Origin of the sequence: Pantoea dispersa, assembly GCF_014155765.1 — a bacterium.
In the GTDB taxonomy this organism is placed as follows: Bacteria; Pseudomonadota; Gammaproteobacteria; order Enterobacterales; family Enterobacteriaceae; genus Pantoea; species Pantoea dispersa.
Window position 1 is genome coordinate 254704 of record NZ_SCKT01000005.1, and the last position, 20027, is coordinate 274730.

Annotated in this window: 15 protein-coding genes, 1 tRNA gene and 2 pseudogenes; 10 read left to right on the top strand and 8 right to left on the bottom strand. The window is 53.4% G+C overall.

The genetic code is table 11. The features are described 5' to 3' along the window. Nucleotides 1–16: 16 nt before the first annotated feature. The gene (locus tag H7K56_RS16055; protein ID WP_021506726.1) at nucleotides 17–1786 is read left to right on the top strand and encodes a GMC family oxidoreductase; all 1770 of its coding nucleotides are present in this window, start codon (nucleotides 17–19) and stop codon (nucleotides 1784–1786) included. Nucleotides 1787–1790: 4 nt separating this feature from the next. After that, nucleotides 1791–3041 (top strand): c-type cytochrome, encoded by a 1251-nt coding sequence (locus H7K56_RS16060; RefSeq protein ID WP_021506727.1) that lies wholly within the window; start codon nucleotides 1791–1793, stop codon nucleotides 3039–3041. A 112-nt stretch (nucleotides 3042–3153) separates the two neighbouring features. Here H7K56_RS16060 and H7K56_RS16065 read toward each other — a convergent pair whose 3' ends face one another. The 5 genes from H7K56_RS16065 to H7K56_RS16085 all read right to left on the bottom strand — a co-directional run bounded on the left by H7K56_RS16065 (nucleotide 3154) and on the right by H7K56_RS16085 (nucleotide 6482). Beyond that, nucleotides 3154–3831, bottom strand: coding sequence for a MarC family NAAT transporter (locus H7K56_RS16065; protein ID WP_021506728.1), 678 nt, complete (start codon nucleotides 3829–3831; stop codon nucleotides 3154–3156). 385 nt (nucleotides 3832–4216) lie between these two features. After that, on the bottom strand, nucleotides 4217–4852 hold the full coding sequence (locus tag H7K56_RS16070; protein ID WP_021506729.1) for a hypothetical protein: 636 nt from the start codon (nucleotides 4850–4852) through the stop codon (nucleotides 4217–4219). Between the two features lie 95 nt (nucleotides 4853–4947). Next, complete coding sequence (locus tag H7K56_RS16075) at nucleotides 4948–5427, bottom strand: carboxymuconolactone decarboxylase family protein (RefSeq protein WP_058781936.1); 480 nt, start codon at nucleotides 5425–5427, stop codon at nucleotides 4948–4950. Between the two features lie 12 nt (nucleotides 5428–5439). Next, nucleotides 5440–6045: an FMN-dependent NADH-azoreductase gene (locus H7K56_RS16080; RefSeq protein WP_150360419.1), complete on the bottom strand. Its 606-nt coding sequence runs from the start codon at nucleotides 6043–6045 to the stop codon at nucleotides 5440–5442. 11 nt (nucleotides 6046–6056) lie between these two features. Continuing rightward, the gene (locus H7K56_RS16085) at nucleotides 6057–6482 is read right to left on the bottom strand and encodes a GNAT family N-acetyltransferase (protein WP_150360420.1); all 426 of its coding nucleotides are present in this window, start codon (nucleotides 6480–6482) and stop codon (nucleotides 6057–6059) included. A gap of 120 nt (nucleotides 6483–6602) precedes the next feature. Between H7K56_RS16085 and pdxR the strand changes: the two genes are divergently transcribed. After that, on the top strand, nucleotides 6603–7982 hold the full coding sequence (gene pdxR, locus H7K56_RS16090) for a MocR-like pyridoxine biosynthesis transcription factor PdxR (protein WP_150360421.1): 1380 nt from the start codon (nucleotides 6603–6605) through the stop codon (nucleotides 7980–7982). 109 nt (nucleotides 7983–8091) lie between these two features. On the opposite strand, the gene H7K56_RS16095 is transcribed toward pdxR, so the two are convergent. Next, on the bottom strand, nucleotides 8092–8607 hold the full coding sequence (locus H7K56_RS16095; RefSeq protein ID WP_021506733.1) for a YjjA family protein: 516 nt from the start codon (nucleotides 8605–8607) through the stop codon (nucleotides 8092–8094). A gap of 249 nt (nucleotides 8608–8856) precedes the next feature. On the opposite strand from H7K56_RS16095, the gene H7K56_RS16100 reads away from it, so the two are divergent. From H7K56_RS16100 to H7K56_RS16125, 7 genes and pseudogenes are all read left to right on the top strand, one after another. After that, nucleotides 8857–8941, top strand: a tRNA-Leu gene (locus H7K56_RS16100). Nucleotides 8942–9277: 336 nt separating this feature from the next. Continuing rightward, on the top strand, nucleotides 9278–12790 hold the full coding sequence (gene hsdR, locus H7K56_RS16105) for a type I restriction-modification system endonuclease (protein WP_170264740.1): 3513 nt from the start codon (nucleotides 9278–9280) through the stop codon (nucleotides 12788–12790). 72 nt (nucleotides 12791–12862) lie between these two features. Beyond that, nucleotides 12863–14452, top strand: coding sequence for an N-6 DNA methylase (locus H7K56_RS16110; protein ID WP_150360422.1), 1590 nt, complete (start codon nucleotides 12863–12865; stop codon nucleotides 14450–14452). Further along, nucleotides 14449–14880 (top strand): annotated as a pseudogene (locus H7K56_RS23550) (restriction endonuclease subunit S domain-containing protein); the annotation flags it as partial. The gene H7K56_RS16110 and the pseudogene H7K56_RS23550, both read left to right, overlap by 4 nt. Next, a pseudogene (locus tag H7K56_RS16115) lies at nucleotides 14860–15738 on the top strand (restriction endonuclease subunit S); the annotation flags it as partial. The pseudogenes H7K56_RS23550 and H7K56_RS16115, both read left to right, overlap by 21 nt. Before the next feature lie 225 nt (nucleotides 15739–15963). Then, nucleotides 15964–16296, top strand: a complete 333-nt coding sequence (gene symE, locus H7K56_RS16120) for an endoribonuclease SymE (RefSeq protein ID WP_150360424.1) — start codon at nucleotides 15964–15966, stop codon at nucleotides 16294–16296. 138 nt (nucleotides 16297–16434) lie between these two features. Continuing rightward, entirely contained in the window at nucleotides 16435–17961 is a 1527-nt protein-coding gene (locus tag H7K56_RS16125; RefSeq protein WP_150360425.1) for a T6SS phospholipase effector Tle1-like catalytic domain-containing protein, read from the top strand. A gap of 201 nt (nucleotides 17962–18162) precedes the next feature. Here the strand turns inward: H7K56_RS16125 and H7K56_RS16130 are convergent, their stop codons facing one another. Further along, the gene (locus H7K56_RS16130) at nucleotides 18163–19080 is read right to left on the bottom strand and encodes a nucleotidyl transferase AbiEii/AbiGii toxin family protein (protein WP_150360426.1); all 918 of its coding nucleotides are present in this window, start codon (nucleotides 19078–19080) and stop codon (nucleotides 18163–18165) included. After that, nucleotides 19073–19846 carry a type IV toxin-antitoxin system AbiEi family antitoxin gene (locus H7K56_RS16135; RefSeq protein ID WP_150360427.1) on the bottom strand — a complete coding sequence of 258 codons (774 nt, stop codon included), beginning with the start codon at nucleotides 19844–19846 and terminating at the stop codon, nucleotides 19073–19075. The genes H7K56_RS16130 and H7K56_RS16135 overlap by 8 nt, the downstream gene beginning before the upstream one ends. Nucleotides 19847–20027: the final 181 nt, after the last annotated feature.

Here is a 20027-nt window from a genome sequence, read left to right on the forward strand (position 1 = left end):
TGTGAGACAGAAAAACATGGCACAGATTACAAAGAAAGAAGTCGACGTCGTGGTGTGCGGCCTCGGCTGGGCCGGCTCGCTGATGAGTATCGAGCTGGCAATGGCCGGTCTGGACGTGCGCGCCCTTGAGCGCGGTGGCGAGCGCGACTACCCGGATTTCGCTTACCCGAAACCGGCCGATGAGTACGCCTATAACGTGCGCAACAAAGTGTTCGCCACGCCAAAAGAAGTGGCGGTCACCGTGCGTTACAACATGGACCAGACGGCGCTGCCGACTCGTAAATGGGGGGCGTTTGCTCCAGGTACCGGCGTCGGCGGCGCGGGCATGCACTGGACAGCGGTACTGATTCGCCCCACGCCCACCGATATCAAACTGAAAACCTACGTCGATCAGGCGTATAAGCCCGGCATCCTGCAGGATGACATGCGCGTGATGGATTTCCCGTTCACCTGGGATGAGATCGAGCCGTATTTCTACAAATTTGAGCTGATTTGCGGCCAGTCTGGCACCACTGGCAATCTGCGCGGGCAAATTCTGGAAGGTGGCGATCCGTTTGAAGGCCCGCGTTCTGAGCCGTATCCGCTACCGGCGCTGGACGACACGCTGAATAACGTGATGTTCAAAGAGGCAGCAAAGAAGCTGGGCTATCATCCGTTCCCGAACCCGTCAGCCTGCGTCTCGCGCGCGTGGAAAAACCCGTACGGCAACCAAATCGCTCCCTGCAACTACTGTGGCTACTGCTCGAAATATCCTTGCCTGAACTACTCAAAAGCCTCGCCGCAGACGGCGGTGATGGACGCGCTGAAGCGCATGCCGAACTTCTCCTATGAAGTGCATGCGGAAGTGTACAAAGTGGTACTGCACGACGACGGCAAAACCGCGAAAGGCGTGCTCTATTTCGACGCTGATGGCAACGAAGTGTTCCAGCCGGCGAAGATTGTGGTGCTCTCCAGCTTCCAGCTGTACAACGTGCGCCTGATGCTGCTGTCCGGCATCGGTAAGCCCTACAACCCGATCACCGAAGAGGGTGTCGTCGGGCGTAACTATGCGTTTCTCTCCAACGGCGGCGCCACGCTGTTCTTCAAAGACAAGAACTTCAACGCCTTCGCCACCGCTGGCGCGACCGGTCAGATGTTTAACGACATCTCGCCTGGCAACTTCGACGGTCCGGGACTCGGCTTCCTCGGCGGCGCCAAAATCCACAGTTCGCAGGCGACCGGTACGCCGATTGGCACTGCGCTGCCGAAAGGCACACCGAGCTGGGGCATGGGGTACAAAGAGGGGCTGGAGCAGTGGTACAACCATTCGATGAAGATCAGTATTACCACCACCTGCCAGTCGTACCGCGATATCTATCTGGATCTGGATCCGCACTACACCGACCATCGCGGTCAGCCGCTGCTGCGCATGACCTTTAACTGGAAACAGAACGAGCTCAAGCTGCAGCAGCACCTGAAAGGCATCGTTGGCGACATCGCCAAAGAGCTGAATCCGGACAGCATGAGCATGAGTTTCCTGCCGATGGGCGCTGACTTTGACCTGACCAAATACGTCTCTACCCACAACGTGGGCGGCGCGGTGATGGGCGACAACCCGAAAACCTCGGCGCTGAACAAGTACCTGCAAAGCTGGGATGTGCACAACGTGTTTGTGCCGGGCGGTAACGCCTTCCCGCAGAACTTCCAGGCGAACCCGACCGACACCATCGGCGCGATTACCCTGATGGCGGCGCAGGCTATCAAAGAGCACTATTTGCAGAATCCCGGCCCACTGGTACAGGCATAAGCACATGAAATTAAAATCATTGTTAATCGCTCACGCGGTGCTGCTGGGCAGCTGTGCGGTGCAGGCGCAGGCAGCAGATGACGCATCACTGATTAAAAAGGGCGAGTATCTGGCGCGCCTCGGCGACTGTATGGCGTGCCATACCGTGGCGGGCAAAGCGGATTACGCCGGCGGACTGGCGATTGAGTCGAACCTCGGCACCATTTACTCCACCAACATCACGCCGGATAAACAGCACGGCATCGGCAACTACAGCGAGCAGCAGTTCTCGGATGCGGTGCGCAAAGGCGTGCTGCCGGACGGATCGCGCCTCTACCCGGCGATGCCGTACCCGGATTACGCCAAAATCAGCGATGAAGACCTGCACGCGCTGTACGTCTATTTCATGCAGGGCGTGAAGCCGGACAGCGAACAGCCGCCGGAAACAAAGCTGAGCTTCCCGTTCAGCCAGCGCTGGGGCATGCGTTTCTGGAACTGGGCGTTTACTTCGGACAAACCGTTCCAGCCGATTGGCGGCGCGTCAGCGGAGGTTAATCGCGGTGCTTACATCGTGGAAAGCCTCGGCCACTGCGGCAGCTGCCACACGCCGCGCGGCATCGGCATGAACGAGAAGGCGCTGGACAGCAGCGACGATCGCTTCCTCGCCGGCGGCAGCCTGAATAACTGGGAGGTGCCGTCGCTGCGCGGTGTGCCACGCTGGAGCGAGCAGGAGATTGTCGATTATCTGCAAACCGGACGTAACGATAAAGCCGCGGTGGGCGGCGAGATGACGTCGGTGGTGGAGCACTCCAGCTCGCACATGACGGATGCCGATCTGCAAGCGATTGCCGCTTACCTCAAGTTCCTCGGCGGCAATCCACCGCTGCAGGCGTACGACGTGCAGGCGCAGCAGAAGACCGAAGCGAAGCTGACAGCGGCGAAGAATCTGTCCGAAGGCGAGCGTCTGTATCTCGACAACTGCGGTGCCTGTCACTTTGTCACCGGCAAAGGCGCGCCGGGGATCTTCCCGGAGCTGGATCAGGCCACTATCGTTAATGCGCAGGACCCCAGCGGGTTGATTCACACCATTCTGGCCGGTGCGCAGCAGCCCTCAACGGAGAAAGCACCGTCGACGCTGGCGATGCCGCCGTTTGCGTATCGTCTGACCGATGATGAAGTGGCGCAGCTGGCCACCTTTATTCGTCAGGGCTGGAGCAACCACGCGCCGGCAGTGACGAAAGAACAGGTGGCGGATGTGCGGAAAACGCTGCACTAAAACGTAGCGGCGCGAACTGGCGCGCTGTCCTGATGGCAATGCCCGGCGTCGCGAGATGGCGGGCATTGCGCGATGAATCGCACCGCTAGCGTACGGTGCGATTTTTTATTGTTTAATGAAAGGTGTGCGCCACTTCCAGCACGCCGTTGATGACAAACTGCACGCCCATACACACCAGTAAAAACCCCATCAGGCGCGAAATCGCTTCGATGCCGCCTTTGCCGACCAGCTTCATGATGGCGCCGGAGCTGCGCAGCGAAATCCATAAAATCACTGCCACCGCCAGGAACGTCAGCACCGGCGCGATGGCCACCACCCACGCGGGGAAATCGACGCCGGCTTTCACCGTCGAGGCTGAACTGATGATCATCGCTATGGTGCCCGGTCCGGCGGTGCTCGGCATTGCCAGCGGCACAAAGGCGATATTCACCGTTTCGCGCGGATCGTCGCTGGCGTCGAGTTCATCCAGCTTGTGTTTGGCCTCCACCGAATGCCCGACCGGTTTGGCGGGAAACAGCATGCGAAAGCCGATAAAGGCGACAATCAGCCCGCCGGCCATGCGCAGGCCGGGAATCGAGATGCCAAAGGTGTGCAGCACCGCGTTACCGGCGTACCAGGCGACCATCATAATCAGGAACACGTAGATCGACGCCTGCAGCGCCTGGCGATTGCGTTCCTGAAAGTTCATGTCACCCGCGAGGCCGAGAAACAGCGCCACGGTGGTTAACGGGTTAGCAAGCGGCAAAATCACCACCAGGCCGAGCCCAATGGCTTTGAACAGTTCCAGCATGATTTATTCCCTGGTTAATATCAGGCGCGCAGCTGCCAGCGCAACGGTCGCCATGAATGGCGACCCTACAGTATCCTGTGCACCGATTTTTTCGTAGGGTGCGCATTTATGCGCGCAGCTGCCAGCGCAACGGTCGCCATGAATGGCGACCCTACAGTATCCTGTGCACCGTTTTTTTCGTAGGGTGCGCATTTATGCGCGCAGCTGCCAGCGCAACGGTCGCCATGAATGGCGACCCTACAGTATCCTGTGCACCGATTTTTTCGTAGGGTGCGCATTTATGCGCGCAGCTGCCAGCACAACGGTCGCCATGAATGGCGACCCTACAGTATCCTGTGCACCGATTTTTTTCGTAGGGTGCGCATTTATGCGCACCTGGACAGCATCAATGCTTCGGCGTTTCCATCGCTTCCAGCAGCTCGGGGAAAAAATCTTCCAGCAGATCCGGCGTCATCAGCTCGGGGTAATGAATCAAATGCTCGCGAATGCGTTCATTCACGTCTGGCAACAGGCGCTGGGCGGCGTCGCTGGCGCTGATTTTCTTCTGCTTCATCAGGCGCAGCACGTTATCCGGCAGGTTATCCTCATCTTCCTCGCTCTCTACGCCTTCCAGATCGTCCAGCTCATCCAGCAACTCCATCAGCGCTTCAATCTGCGGCGTGCGTGACTGATACTCTGCCGGCTTCTCATTCTCCAGATAGCGCAGCAGCGCGCGCACCGGCGAGCCGTCCGGCGTGGCGGGCGGTTCACTGGCGAACCAGCTAAGCAGCGCATGCTGGCTCACCTGATGTACGTGATAACCGTTGTCCACCAGCTCATCGGCGAGGATATCGGCGGTGTCGTGCTCAATCAGGCAAATGTGGGTGCGACCCGGCGTGAACTGCTCCAGCCACTGATAAATCTCCTCAATCACGCTGTCGGCGTAATGAAACGTCTGGCTGAGGTAGCTGTCATCCGGCTGGTGAACGCAGATGCGAATCAGGTCGGGATCGAAGTAAATCGCAATGTTGATGCCTTTCATGCGCGGTGTCCTGTGTGGTGCAAAACTTCACTATAGCGTCAGGGCGCGCAGAAAAACATGCTATCGCCAGCAGCCGCAGCCACTGGCGATAAAAATTACCGCAAATCAGCACGATCCAGCCCGTAAGCGCTGTCGAGCGCGCCGGGTGCCATCTGCGACAGGATCATCAGCCGGTTCCAGGTATTGATCACCGCGATCTTAAAGGTCAGCTCGCTGATCTCCACCTCGGAGAAGTGCGCGCGCAGCTCGCCGTACAGCGCTTCGTCAACGCCGTGCTCGCCAATGCGCGTCAGCGCTTCGGTCAGAGCAAAGGCGGTTTTCTCGCGCGCGCTGAACAGCGGCGATTCACGCCAGATCGCCACATGGTGCAGCCGCAGCTCGTGCTCGCCGTCAATCGCCGCCTGCTTGATGTGCATATCGAGGCAGAACGCGCAGTGGTTGAGCTGCGAGGCGCGGATATCCACCAGATGCCTGAGCGACTTCTCCAGCGACGTGCTGGCGACGCTATTCGACAAATCCGACATCGCTTTGGCCAGCGCCGGGGTGGTTTTGAAATGGTTAACGCGTTGAGTCATGATTTTCCTCCGTCAGAACAGACGTTCAATGGTTTCAAGTGCTTCGGGTAACGCGCGGGCACGGCTGAGCGGGTCGTGCGTGCCGTCGACGCGGATAAACTGCACATCGCTGATGCCGATGTACGCCAGCGCCGCGCGCACGTACGGCGTGAACTGGTCATCCTGCATAAAGGGCCCGTGGGCAAACACGCTGCCGCTGGCCATCACGCAGTAAACTTTTTTGCCGCTCACCAGCCCGACTTTGGTGCCTTCAGGCGTAAAGGCGAAGGTGCGGCCGGCGCGGGTAATATGGTCGAACCAGGCTTTCAGTACCGACGGCAGCCCGAGGTTCCACATCGGCGATGAGATAACCAGGGTGTCGCAGGCAAGCAGCTGATCCACCAGCCGTTCCGAGGTGCGAATGGCGTTACGCTGCGCTTCATCACGCGCCTCCGGTGGGGTAAAAAAAGCCCTGATGGTGAAAGCATCGAGATGCGGCAGCGGCTGTTGCGCCAGATCCAGCACCGTCTCGTGCAGATCGTGATGGCGGCTGCGCAGCTTTTCGATCAGACGCGCCGAGGCGATGCGCGACGTCGATCCCGCCAGATCCGGGCTGACTTTAATGTGCAGCACATTCATGCAGAGATTCCTCATACGATAGAGTGATAAAAATGCAGGCCGAGCGCCTGATAGCCGCAGCGCTGATAAAACGCCTGCGCCCGGGTATTACTGATTGCGGTATCCAGCACCATACGGTGGCAGCCGTACTCACGCGCCAGCACCGCTAAGCCGTCGAGCAGCGCGGCGCCGAAGCCCTGACCGCGCAGCGCGGGATCGCTCACCAGGTCATCGACGTAGCAGAAGCTGCCGTGGATAAAATTCTCCAGCAGGCGATAACCGGCCAGTACCGCCGGCTGTCCCTGATGTTCGATACTGGCGAGGCGATAACCCTGCGCCTGCTGACGCTGCGCCTGGGCGATAAACTGCGCCTCATCCACCAGCCGCCCGCGCAGCGCACGCATCAGCGGGTAGCAGCGCGCGAGTTGTTCTGCGGTGGCGTAATGCACAATCTTCATGGCTCTCATCCGTATTGCGGGGGGAATGCCTGCATCTTAAACTGCTATGTCTGAGCGAACAGGGCCATTACGCGTGAAAACAGGTAGGACATAGCGCAGTGGCAGGGAAAGGAGTGACGCGTGGGTTACAAAGAGATTTACCAGCGCTTCCGGCAGCAGATTCTTGCCGGACTGCTCCGGCCGGGCGACCGCGTACCGGCGATCCGCATGCTGGCGGGTGAGCTGCAGGTGGCGCGTAAAACGGTGGAGGCCGCCTATGAAATCCTCATCGGCGAAGGCTATTTTGTCAGCCAGGGCGCGAAGGGCACGCGCGTCAATCCGCAGCTGAAGCTGGCGAGCGCAGCCACGCCACCGCGCGCACCGGCGACGACGCCCGCGCTGCTGCCGGTGACCGAGGGCAAAGGCGAGCTGCGGCTCGGCATCCCGGCGCTGGACGAGTTTCCGCACAAGAAGTGGCGGCTGATGTCGGCGAAAGCGGCGCGCAGCCTGCGGCCGGACGAGATGATGATACCGCCGGTGATGGGGTATGCGCCGCTGCGGGCGGCCATCGCCAGCTACCTGAACATTTCGCGCGGCCTCAACTGCCAGCCGGAGCAGATCTTCATCACCAGCGGCTACCGCGCTAACCTGCGACTGATTCTGGCGGTGCTGGCGCAGCCGGGCGACAAAGTGCTGTTCGAAGATCCCGGCTACTTCTTCGGCCAGCAGCTGCTGAAGCGCATCGCACCCAACCTGCACTATGTGCCGGTGGATGGGCAGGGCGTCGACGTGGAGTATCTTCTGCGCTATCACGCCGACGCGCGCTTTGCGGTGGTAACGCCAACGCACCAGAGCCCGCTGGCGGTCAGCCTGTCGCTGCCGCGCAAACATCAGCTGCTGGCGTGGGCGCAGCAGCATGACAGCTGGATCATTGAGGATGATTACGACGGCGAATTTCACTACACGCGTAAGGTGATTCCGGCGCTGAAAAGCCTGGATGTGCACGACCGGGTGATCTACACCGGCACCTTCAGTAAAACCATGATGCCGGCGATGCGCATCGGCTATCTGGTGATGCCGCAGCACACGCTGGCGCAGTTCGGCGAGCTGGGCGAGATTCTGGAAACCGGCCTGCCGCTGCTGCCGCAGAAAATCCTAGCGCAGTTCCTCAGCGAAGGGCATTTTTATCGCCACATCAAGAAGATGCGCATCCTGTATCAGCAGCGCCGCCGCATGATGCTGGAGGCCATCGAAGCCAGCTTTCCGGGGCTGTTTACCTTTGAGCTGACCGACGGCGGTATGCACATCGTGGCATTTCTGCGGCGCGGCACGCAGGACGTGGCGCTGGCGACGCTGTGGGCGCAGCAGGCGTTGTACGTGCGGCCGCTGTCGGGCTGGTACGCGCAGACGCAAAAGCGCTATGGCCTGGTGATTGGCTACACCAATATTCAGTCGTTTGAACAGGCGAGGACGCTGCTGGCGCGCGTGGCGGATGCGACGCTGACGTTGTTGAGGGCTTAGCGGCTACGTGGCGAGAGAAGAGGGCGCGGGGGACAGCCCGCGCCGGCTGGCATAAGGTGAGCTGCGATTCAGACGGCAGGAAGGCGGCCTCTGAACCCGCGCGAAGGAATCACATGCCGATGTATTTTTTGCCCTGCTTCAGCACCACATCGCAGGCTTTGGTTTTCAGCTTCTCACCCATCGGCGAGTTGCTCAGGCTTTGCAGATTCAGCTGCTGACCGTTGCCGGTGTTCAGCAGGCCCTGCAGCCCCTGCTGGTAATCGGTTTTCTGCTGCTGCGCGGTGGTACTGCTCAGGCCCAGCTTGCTCAGCACCTGATCCTTCACTGACTTCACGTTGTTATCCACCACGTTGTGCTGCACGCAATACTCCATCACGCCGGCGGCGTTGGTCATGCTATTGGCGCTCACCGCTTTATCGCCGCCGTTCAGCAGGCCGCTGAGCGAAGAGAGCGACAGGCCGCCGTTCTGTGTGTTGCTGGTGGCGGTGTTGCCGCTGTTCTGCTGCGACAGCTGCGATGCGGCGCTGCTCAGCTGATCCTGCCAGCTCGCCGCCGATGCGCTACCGGCTACCAGTGCCGCCGCGATACCCCATCCCCAAACTAACCGTTGTGTTGCTTTTTTCATCTCAACCTCGTTGTGCTTATACGTCTGACTGCGTCAGTTGTGGTTAAGAGGCATGCAGCGGCAGAAAGTTCCGGAGAAGTGGCCGCCGCGCGCGAGTTTGGGAGTGTTCCGGAGGCGACTGCCGGGGTTTTGCGCAGCGTTTTTGGCAGCGCTGCTTTTTTCGACGTTTAGCGCACATCCCCGTCGATTCCGGTTGCGCCGCAAGCGCGTAACGGTATAATCGCCCACGTTTTCCGCATCCTCTTCAGTGCCGAAGTGGCGAAATCGGTAGACGCAGTTGATTCAAAATCAACCGTAGAAATACGTGCCGGTTCGAGTCCGGCCTTCGGCACCATCTGATGCAACTTAAGTCGCTTACGAGCGGCTTTTTTTGTGCCTGAAATTCAGTAGCTGCAAGGTTTTTTTGATTTTTCTCTTGGCTTAAATCGATCTGGTTTGAGTTAAATCGGTTTAATGATCTTTTTATCTGACATTGCGGCCGATCAAAATGTCTTTGCTGAAAAAGTTTAGGGCTTTTGTGCTTAGTACGGCACATCAAAATCAACGAATCCTTAAGAATTAATTAGTTGATGTGACGTTGTTCGTTGCCCGTGAAGATGCAGGAAGCTAAGATAAAAGCTTATAGGCCATAAATATATGGATAGGCTGCACAGCGACAGATCAAAACTTAATGATGAATAAATCTAATTTTGAGTTCCTGAAAGGCGTCAACGATTTCACTTATGCCATCGCCTGTGCGGCGGAAAACAATTATCCGGATGATCCCAACACCACGCTGGTTAAAATGCGTATGTTTGGTGAAGCGACGGCTAAACACCTTGGCCTGCTACTGGGCGTCCCTTCCTGCGAGAATCAACATGATCTCCTCCGTGAGTTAGGCAAAATTGCCTTTGTTGATGACACTATTCTTTCTGTATTCCACAAATTGCGCCGTGTCGGTAACCAGGCAGTGCATGAATACCATAACGATCTTGATGATGCCCAGATGTGCCTTCGGCTCGGCTTCCGTCTGGGTGTCTGGTATTACCGTCTGGTCACGAAAAATTATGATTTCGCAGTGCCTGTTTTTGCGTTGCCTGAACGTGGCGAAAACCTCTACTACCAGGAGGTGCTGACGCTGAAACAGCAGCTGGAGCAGCAGTCACGCGAAAAAGCGCAGAGTCAGGCTGAGCTGGCAGCACAGCAGCAGAAGCTGATAAGCCTGAACGGCTATATCGCTATTCTGGAAGGTAAGCAGCAGGAAACTGAAGCGCAAACACAAGCACGACTTTCGGCGCTGGAAGCCCAGTTAGCTGAGAAAAATGCAGAACTGGCGAAGCAGACTGAACAGGAACGTAAGGCATACCAGAATGAAATCACCGATCAGGCCATCAAGCGTACGCTTGATCTGAGTGAAGAAGAGAGTCGCTTCCTGATTGATGCACAGCTGCGTAAAGCAGGCTGGCAGGCCGATAGCAAAGCGTTGCGCTTTTCTGAAGGCGCGCGCCCGGAGCCGGGAGTCAACAAAGCTATTGCTGAATGGCCAACCGGTAAAGATGAAACGGGCAAGCAGGGTTTTGCGGACTACGTTTTATTTGTTGGTCTTAAGCCCATCGCAGTAGTAGAAGCGAAGCGTAAGAACATTGACGTTCCCACCAAGCTCAATGAGTCCTATCGCTACAGTAAATACTTCGATAATGCGTTCTTACGCAATACGTTGCTGGAAGAGTACGCGGCAGAAGACGTGCACGAAGCGGTACCGCTCTATGAAATCAGCTGGCAGGATACCAGCGGCGAACAGCGCTTTAAAATTCCCTTCTGCTTCTCCACCAACGGGCGTGAATATCGCGCGGCGATGAAGACCAAAAGCGGCATCTGGTATCGTGACGTTCGCTATACCACCAACATGTCAAAAGCCTTGCCGGAGTGGCATCGTCCGGAAGAGCTGCTGGACATGCTCGGTAGCGATCCGCAGAGACAAAATCAGTGGTTTGCTGATAATCCAGGGATGAGTGAGCTGGGCCTGCGCTACTACCAGGAAGATGCTGTGCGGGCGGTAGAAAATGCCATCGTCAATGGGCAGCAGGAGATCCTGCTGGCAATGGCGACCGGTACCGGTAAAACCCGTACCGCTATCGCCCTGATGTTCCGTCTTATCCAGTCCCAGCGTTTTAAGCGCATTCTCTTCCTGGTTGATCGACGTTCTCTTGGTGAGCAGGCGCTGGGCGCGTTTGACGATACGCGTATAAATGGCGACACCTTTAATAGCATCTTCGATATTAAAGGGCTGACAGATAAGTTCCCGGAAGACAGCACTAAAATTCACGTTGCCACGGTTCAGTCGCTGGTTAAACGCACCCTACAATCTGACGAACCCATGCCGGTTGGTCGTTACGACTGTATCGTGGTGGATGAAGCACATCGCGGTTACATTCTTGATAAAGAGCAGACCGAAGGTGAACTGCAATTCCGCAGCCAGTTGGATTACGTCTCAGCCTATCGCCGTATTCTCGACCACTTTGATGCCGTGAAGGTTGCACTAACCGCTACGCCTGCGCTACATACGGTGCAGATTTTCGGCGATCCGGTTTACCGCTACACCTATCGTACTGCGGTAATCGACGGTTATCTGATCGATCAGGATCCGCCGATTCAGATCACCACCCGCAACGCGCAGGATGGCGTTTATCTCGCTCAGGGTGAGCAGGTCGAGCGTATTAGTTCGCAGGGTGAAGTGATTAACGACACCCTGGAAGACGAGCAGGATTTTGAGGTCGCCGACTTTAACCGCAAGCTGATTATTCCCGCGTTTAACCGCGCCGTCTGTAATGAACTGACTGAGTATCTCGATCCGACCGGGCTGCAAAAAACGCTGGTATTCTGCGTCACTAACGCCCATGCCGATATGGTGGTGGAAGAGCTACGTGCCGCGTTTAAGAAAAAGTATCCGCAGCTGGAACACGACGCGATTATCAAGATTACCGGTGATGCCGATAAAGACGCGCGTAAAGTGCAGACCATGATCACCCGCTTTAACAAAGAGCGGCTGCCGAATATCGTCGTCACTGTCGATCTGCTGACCACCGGCGTGGATATCCCGTCGATTTGTAACATCGTTTTTCTGCGTAAGGTACGCAGCCGCATTCTGTATGAGCAGATGAAAGGTCGTGCGACGCGTCTGTGTCCGGCGGTGGCTAAAACCAGCTTTAAGATTTTTGACTGTGTCGATATTTATAGCTCGCTGGAGAGTGTCGATACCATGCGCCCGGTAGTTATCCGTCCTCAGGTCGAACTGCAAACGCTGGTCAATGAAATCACCGACTCCGAGACTTACAAAACCATGGAGGCGGATGGTCGCAGCTTTGCCGAGCACAGCCATGAACAGCTGATTGCTAAGCTTCAGCGTATTATCGGCCTGGCCACGTTTAACCGTGACCGCAGCGAAACCGTAGATAAGCAGGTGCGTCGTCTTGATGAACTCTGTCAGGACACAGCGGGCGTTACGTTTAACGGTTTCGCCTCGCGTTTGCGGGATAAAGGAGCGCACTGGAGTGCCGAAGTCTTCAATAAACTGCCTGGCTTCATTGCCCGTCTTGAGAAGCTGAAAGCCGATATCAATAGCCTGAATGATGCGCCAATCTTCCTCGATATTGACGATGAAGTGGTAAGCGTTAAGTCGCTCTATGGTGAGTACGACACGCCGCAGGATTTCCTTGAAGCGTTTGATTCGCTGGTGCAACGTTCACCGAATGCGCAGCCAGCCTTACAGGCGGTGATCAATCGTCCGCGCGATCTCACCCGCAAAGGACTGGTCGAACTGCAGGAGTGGTTTGATCGCCAGCATTTTGAGGAATCTTCCCTGCGCAAAGCGTGGAAAGAGACGCGCAACGAAGATATCGCAGCCCGGCTGATTGGCCATATCCGCCGGGCGGCGGTGGGTGATGCGCTGAAGCCGTTTGATGAGCGTGTCGATCATGCCCTTAAACGCATCAAAGGCGAAAACGACTGGAGCAGCGAGCAGGTCACCTGGCTCGACCGTTTAGCTACGGCGCTGAAAGAGAAGGTGGTGCTTGACGACGACGTTTTCAAAACGGGCAATTTCCATCGGCGTGGCGGAAAGGCGATGCTGCAAAAAACGTTCGACGATGACCTCGACAACCTGCTCGATAAGTTCAGCGATTACATCTGGGACGAGCCTGCTTAACGCGTTATCATCCCCGGCAATGTCATCGTCTGCGGCCCTCATTAGGGCCGCTGTCTATTTATGGAATACCCAATGAACAATAACGATCTGGTCGCGAAGCTGTGGAAGCTCTGTGACAACCTGCGCGACGGCGGCGTCTCCTATCAAAACTATGTTAACGAACTCGCATCGCTGCTGTTTCTGAAAATGTGTAAAGAGACCGGCCAGGAAGCGGATTACTTGCCGAAAGGCTATCGCTGGGATGATCTGAAATCCCGCATCGGCCAGGAACAGCTGCAGTTCTATCGGAATCTGCTGGTGCATCTGGGGGCCGATAACCAAAAACTGGTGCAGGCGGTATTCCAGAACGTGAATACCACCATTACCCAGCCCAAGCAGTTAACCGAGCTGGTCAGCAATATGGATTCGCTGGACTGGTACAATGGCACGCACGGCAAATCCCGCGATGACTTCGGGGATATGTACGAAGGGCTGTTGCAGAAGAACGCCAACGAAACCAAGTCGGGTGCCGGTCAGTACTTCACCCCGCGTCCGCTGATCAAAACCATTATTCACCTGCTGAAACCGCAGCCGCGTGAGATAGTGCAGGACCCGGCAGCGGGGACGGCGGGCTTTCTGATTGAAGCCGATCGCTATATTAAGTTGCAGACCAACGATCTTGATGACCTGGATAACGATACGCAGGATTTCCAGATACATCGTGCTTTTGTTGGCCTGGAACTGGTGCCGGGCACTCGTCGTTTGGCGCTGATGAATTGCCTGTTGCACGACATTGAAGGCAATCTCGACCACGGTGGTGCGATCCGCCTGGGTAATACGCTGGGTAGCGATGGTGAAACCTTGCCGATGGCGCATGTGGTTGCGACCAATCCTCCGTTTGGCAGCGCAGCGGGCACCAACATTACCCGTACCTTCGTTCACCCGACCAGCAATAAACAGCTGTGCTTTATGCAGCATATCGTTGAAACCCTGCTCCCTGGCGGCCGTGCTGCGGTGGTAGTACCGGATAACGTGTTGTTTGAAGGCGGCAAAGGGACCGACATTCGTCGCGACCTGATGGATAAGTGTCATCTGCATACCATTCTGCGCCTGCCAACCGGCATTTTTTATGCTCAGGGCGTGAAGACCAACGTGCTGTTCTTTACCAAAGGCACGGCGGCGAAGCCGACTCAGGACAAGAGCTGCACCGATGATGTGTGGGTCTATGATCTGCGAACCAATATGCCGAGCTTTGGTAAACGCACGCCATTCACCGACGAGCATTTAAAGCCGTTTGAGCGCGTGTATGGCGAAGACCCGCACGGCTTAAGCCCGCGTAGTGAAGGTGAATGGAGCTTTAACGCTGAAGAGACGGAAATAGCCGACAGCGAAGAGAACAAAAACACCGATCAGCATCTTGCGACCAGCCGCTGGCGCAAGTTCAGCCGCGAGTGGATCCGCACGGCGAAATCCGATTCACTGGATATCGCCTGGCTGAAAGATAAAGACAGCATTGATGCCGACAACCTGCCGGAACCGGATATTTTAGCGGCAGAAGCGATGGGCGAACTGGTACAGGCGATGGGCGAACTGGATGCGCTGATGCGTGAACTGGGTGCGAGCGATGAAGCCGATGCACAGCGTCAGTTGCTGCAGGAAGCGTTTGGTGAGGTGAAGGAATGAGTGAAAAAACGAGGCCAGAATCATGGCTGTCAAAAATAGCCATTGATTGCTTTGATCAAATTTCAACCACAAACAATAAGGTAAAGAGTACTGCTTGTTCACCGCATGGGTTATATCCTGTAATTGACCAAGGGAAAAATTATATCTCTGGATATATTAATGATGAGAGTAAACTTATCAAAATAACTACGCCTATTTGTATATTTGGCGATCACACTAGGATCATCAAATGGGTGGAGCATAATTTCGTGCCTGGTGCTGATGGTACTAAACTACTAAAATCCAAGGGTTTTATTTACCCTAAATATGCATATTACAGCCTTTGCGCTCTGAATATTCCAGATAAGGGATACTCACGACACTTCAAGTATTTCAAAGAGTTAAAAATTGATATTCCTGCATGGGAAGAACAAAAAATTATCGCTGAAAAACTCGATACGCTGCTGGCGCAGGTTGATAGCAGCAAAGCACGTCTTGAGCAAATCCCAAAAATCGTGAAACGTTTTCGCCAGGCGGTGTTGGCTGCTGCGGTAGAGGGAAATTTAACAAATAGGTTAGATGAAAACCACAACTGGCAGGAACTACCATTGAGCCATATTGCGTCTCATATTGTGGACTGTCCGCATTCAACCCCTAAATGGAGCTCTGAAGGAAAATACTGCGTCCGGACTACAGCGTTCAGTCCATTTAATTTGGATCTATCTAATCAGGGATATGTTGATGAACAAACATATCTAGGAAGAATACAAAGGCTAAAACCTGAAGCTGATGATATTTTATATAGTCGTGAAGGTACCGTAGGTATTGCCTGCCAAATACCTAAAGGAGTAGAACTGTGCCTTGGGCAGAGAATGGTACTAATCAGAGCTACTGATAAAATAGCTGGAAAATATTTAACTATAGTGCTCAACTCTAATAAGATACTTAAAATTGTTAAATCCATGACAATGGGAAGTACCGTGCCTAGGATAAATATTTCTGATATTAAATCTTATCCAATCCCTTTCCCCCCACTGCCTGAGCAACACGAAATCGTCCGCCGCGTAGAACAACTCTTCGCTTACGCCGACACCATTGAAAAACAGGTCAACAACGCACTTGCCCGCGTAAACAATCTGACACAATCGATTCTGGCGAAGGCATTCCGTGGTGAACTCACCGCACAGTGGCGGACTGAAAACCCGGAATTAATCAGCGGAGAAAACAGTGCCGCCGCGTTGCTGGAAAAAATTAAAGCCGAACTGGCAGCCAGCACAGGTAAAAAAGCCTCGCGTAAAAAATCCTGATTCTTGTCTTATTGCGCACTTTGATGGTGCGCTTCTTATTATTTCCTGCCAGCTAAAGCGTAATTTTTATATTAAAATGATTTTATAAATAGCTTTTTCCCACTATTTCAAGCTGGGCTTCCTGTCTCTTTCCTGATGATATATACAGGTTTTTAGCGCGGCGCAGATATGCTGCAACACACCCCCGCCGCTAATCAAAACTACTATTTAGAAGGAATAGTAATCATGACTGACACGCATTCTATTGCACAACCGTCTGAACCAGAAGTCCTCGCGGCAAATAATCGCCAAATAACCGTTGGCTATGCGAGTTGCTATCCGGATTATCGTCGAACTCCTGCCATCATCATGAAAGGACAATGGCTGGAGGAGGCTGGTTTTGCCAGTGGCATGGCGGTTGAAGTGAAGGTAATGAAAGGCTGCATTGTGCTCACCGCCCGGCAGAAAGAGGATGAGCTAATGCAGTCGTTGCGCCAGGCATGCAAGCTGTCAGCACGGAAACAAAAGCAGGTGCTGGAGTTTATTCGGGTCATTGCCGGTAAACAGAAAGTCATCTGAATGATAAACCGCTCCCGACATCGCATCGGGAGCGGTTAACTTTCAGAGGGCAGTACAGAGCTATTCTAAGTAATATTTGCAAGCTTCGGAAACTCTAGCATCATTGGCAGTGATATTAGAACGGCATGCGAGGGAAAGATGGCTGGAAATTGGGTTCGTCAACTGTGCACTATTCTTGTATGTATTTTGATGAGTGGTTTTTTAAGTGCTTGTACTGAATTAGTTTCGGGTAGCCGCTCTATACCTGTAAAAGTGACAGATTATGAAGAAATCCATAAGATTACGTCTACAGTCTTAGACGCGCCATTGATCACTGCCCCCATTGGAAATCGACCTGTGAGAATATACAAAGTTGCTTTTGATGGGACGCTCAACGATCATGCCAGGATACCATCTGGTGAGCGGGAGACTCTTGTTGCCAGGATAGCAGAGCTTGTACAAGCTGATATTTACTATCCCGGAGCTGGAATGCAGGGCAGTAGTATCGATTATTTCGACGCTGCAACTGGTAGAAGTAGTATGGCAATTGCAGCAGATGCGGAAAAAAAATTCTATGCTCAAGCCAGAATTTGGCTAAAGCAAAATCCTGAAACTGATATTCGTGTTTTTGTTACCGGATTCAGTCGGGGAGCGGCAACTGCCAGGCACTTTATTAATATGGTCAGTAATCATTGGGGCCAGTATTTCAATTCGGATATTAATAGTCCACGATTTTATGCGCTGCTCTACGATACCGTAGCAACAGGTCAGCAAGATCGCCTTATTCTGAACATACCTCAGGACGTTGATTATCTTGTGCACTTTGTTGCAATAGACGAGGCCAGAAACTGGCTTTTTATTCCAACTATTGATGAGGATAAAACACCGTTACTTCGAGGTGCGCAGTTTTTCCCTATAAATCGTATTAATACTATCTATTTGCCTGGATCTCACTCTGATATAGGCGCTTCATACTCTAAGGGTATTGGGGATTTATATATTACATTAACTGAGCAGTTTTTATACATGATGGGCCTGGCTCAGACAAATTGTTGGGAAAACCATGATGATCCATTGTTAGCAGGGAAGCATGATTCACGAGGAGGGCTGGATATTTTATTTGGTAGTCAGAATCCAAACACTGTGATGGTTGTTGATCGGCCTGCAGTTATTAAAGAGACTAAGCCGCTGACAATTATACAGCGTAAAAATATCGCCCTCCGCCTGAATGAGATGTGGGTAGCCAATTTCAGGCGCATGGCGGGAATGTATGTCGCTCAGTCTGAGACGGCGCTAGCAACTATCACATTACGAAAATCAATAGAAGGTATTGTACCTGTCAGTGTATCGAATAACATAAAACCAGAATCATTAACACTATCACCTGAAGGCAATGCTATACGGCTCCGTTTTAGATTCACTATGGGGAAAGGTGAAAATAGTTTACTTCTTAAACCGAAAGTTACCAGGCGTATAAAATTCGAAGGCTCTAAAATTGCTTTTGGCTTTTTGGAATCACCGCCAGACAGTTACATGGCTACTTGGGTAGATAATCGGCTTATCGAATTAACTCCTATGACAGTTAGCTCAGAAGCTGTTTCTAAAGCTCCACATCAAAATTGTGTTAAACAGTTGGATGGCACGTTCCGCTCGCCTATCAGGGCTATGATTTTGAACCCCAACTAAAAAGCAGCGAGAGAGCATGATTAATTTGAATGGAAGTCTGGAGTCTGCGGCACGCAGGTTTCAACAAGCCTGATCTCTAGTGAGGCCAACACCGATTTTATATTTTAATTTCAAGAAGGTATTTGGCCCCGAAAGGGCTTCTTTGGTTTATAAAAACTCAGATAGTTTCACTATCAGTGTCACTATATCAATTTTAATAAACTAACTTAGCCATTCAGTCATGACCTTTTCCAGTTTACCCAGTGATTGCGCGCGCTTTTCTTCCGACATTTTTATGATGTTGCTGAGCTTCCATTGAACAGCTGGCAAATTTTGAATGTGGGTTTCTGGTGCTAAATGCCAGTCAGGTTCGCCGCGTTTGAATGACATCAGGAAATCGAAGTCCTGCTGAGTAAAATGCGCCTTCAGCGCACTGAGCATGCTTTCCGGAACCTCTCTCAGCGCTTCCAGTGAGACAACCTCAAAGGTCATGCCGCTGAATTCATTTTGAAAGGGCGCGGTAATATCCTTCCAGCGCGGGCTAAGCACTTCAGACAATGGACGCTTATGGCTAAGCAAATAAGTAATAAAGCCATTGAAAATCGTCCGGTCGATTCCCTGGGTATCAAGGAGCATTTTAACGTCGTAAAAATCTCTGGGATGCTGGCGATCTAACGCAGCACATAGCTTGCCACCGTATAAGTCAGGCAGTGAGACAACCGGGATCGCGGCAAAACCAAATTCTTCCTCCACCGCTTCCACGACATCGCGTTCTTGCGGTGGATACAATGTTCCACGGGCAACGGGTGAAACTTCAATTTTAATTTGCGCGTCATTCGTGGTGACAATGATGCGCATCTCATCGGGGTTATTGGTTTGCAGCACTGCGCTGATCCCGGCTTGCGCTTCCAGTTCGGCAGCGATGCGGGCAAGCGCTTCCCGCACGTTAGGTAACGCAACCTCTCTGCTTTCCAGTGGGATATAAGCCAGATCGATATCAACGGATAATCGGGGAAAATCACGGATGAATAAATTGATCGCAGTTCCACCTTTCAGCGCAAAACAGGTCTCGTTAGCGACATAGGGTAATGCCCGCACCAGCAGCGCGACCTGGCGGTAGTAAGGTGAGGTTTTATCCATGGCTTATTCCCTTCTTAGTAAAATTTTCGGGCACAGTAATCAGGTATTGCGTGTCCAGTTTGCCATTAACAACGATTTGTCGGTTGCCCGATCCCAGGTCGATTTTGCTGGTATCCACACGTTTGAACCATGCATGTTCATAGAAGCTGGCGAAAAAAAGATACAGGCGCTTGGTTCGCACAGACTGGCTAAGCGTGAGGAGGTTTTCCACTTTACGTGGGTTGAGATTGACCAGCCCCTGAAAAAGCTCGGCAGCATGCTCAAATGAGATTTCCTTAGGCACCGCGCTTAATAGCTCGTAGGCGGCCAGTTCTGGCACGCTGGCAGTTATTTTTTTCCCTTTGATCTCAAGCTGGGTTCGGTACTTCTCATCCAGTTGAGGGAGTTTTAAGGCCGATAACGTAAGCCACTCAACATGGGAAAATTCTTTAAACCATTTGGGCAATATGGTTTTATTTTCAACACTAATCCAGCATTGACTCTGTTTAAGCTGCAGGTAATGGGATCGTCCCTGCCAGGAGAGGCTACTCAATCCAGCCAGATAGACTGATGCTTCAAGCTGGTTCTGCAGACACCATAGCGCATCGCTCCAGTCAGGTTCCCGGCCAGCGCGGACATAAACACCAGCACGCAGTTTTTCCAGCCAGCCATTTTGCGCGTATTTAAATGCCAGTGAAGGCGATATGTTGTTTCGGGTTAGCCAGTTTTGTAAAACCAGGCTTCCTGGAGCGGTGTTCTGCAGCAGCCAGTTTATTTTTGATGTCATACATTCACTAATAGTGTGACTATGATTAAAAAAGTAAACCGCCCTGCGAGTAAAAAGTCAATGTACGGTGTTGATCGCAGCCTGAGCATCGTCAACAAAAAAAAGACTTTCCCTCAAAACTCCGCAAGATCCATCAGGCCCACTCTCCGCCACACGGGCATACTCATTCCCCAGAGAGGAT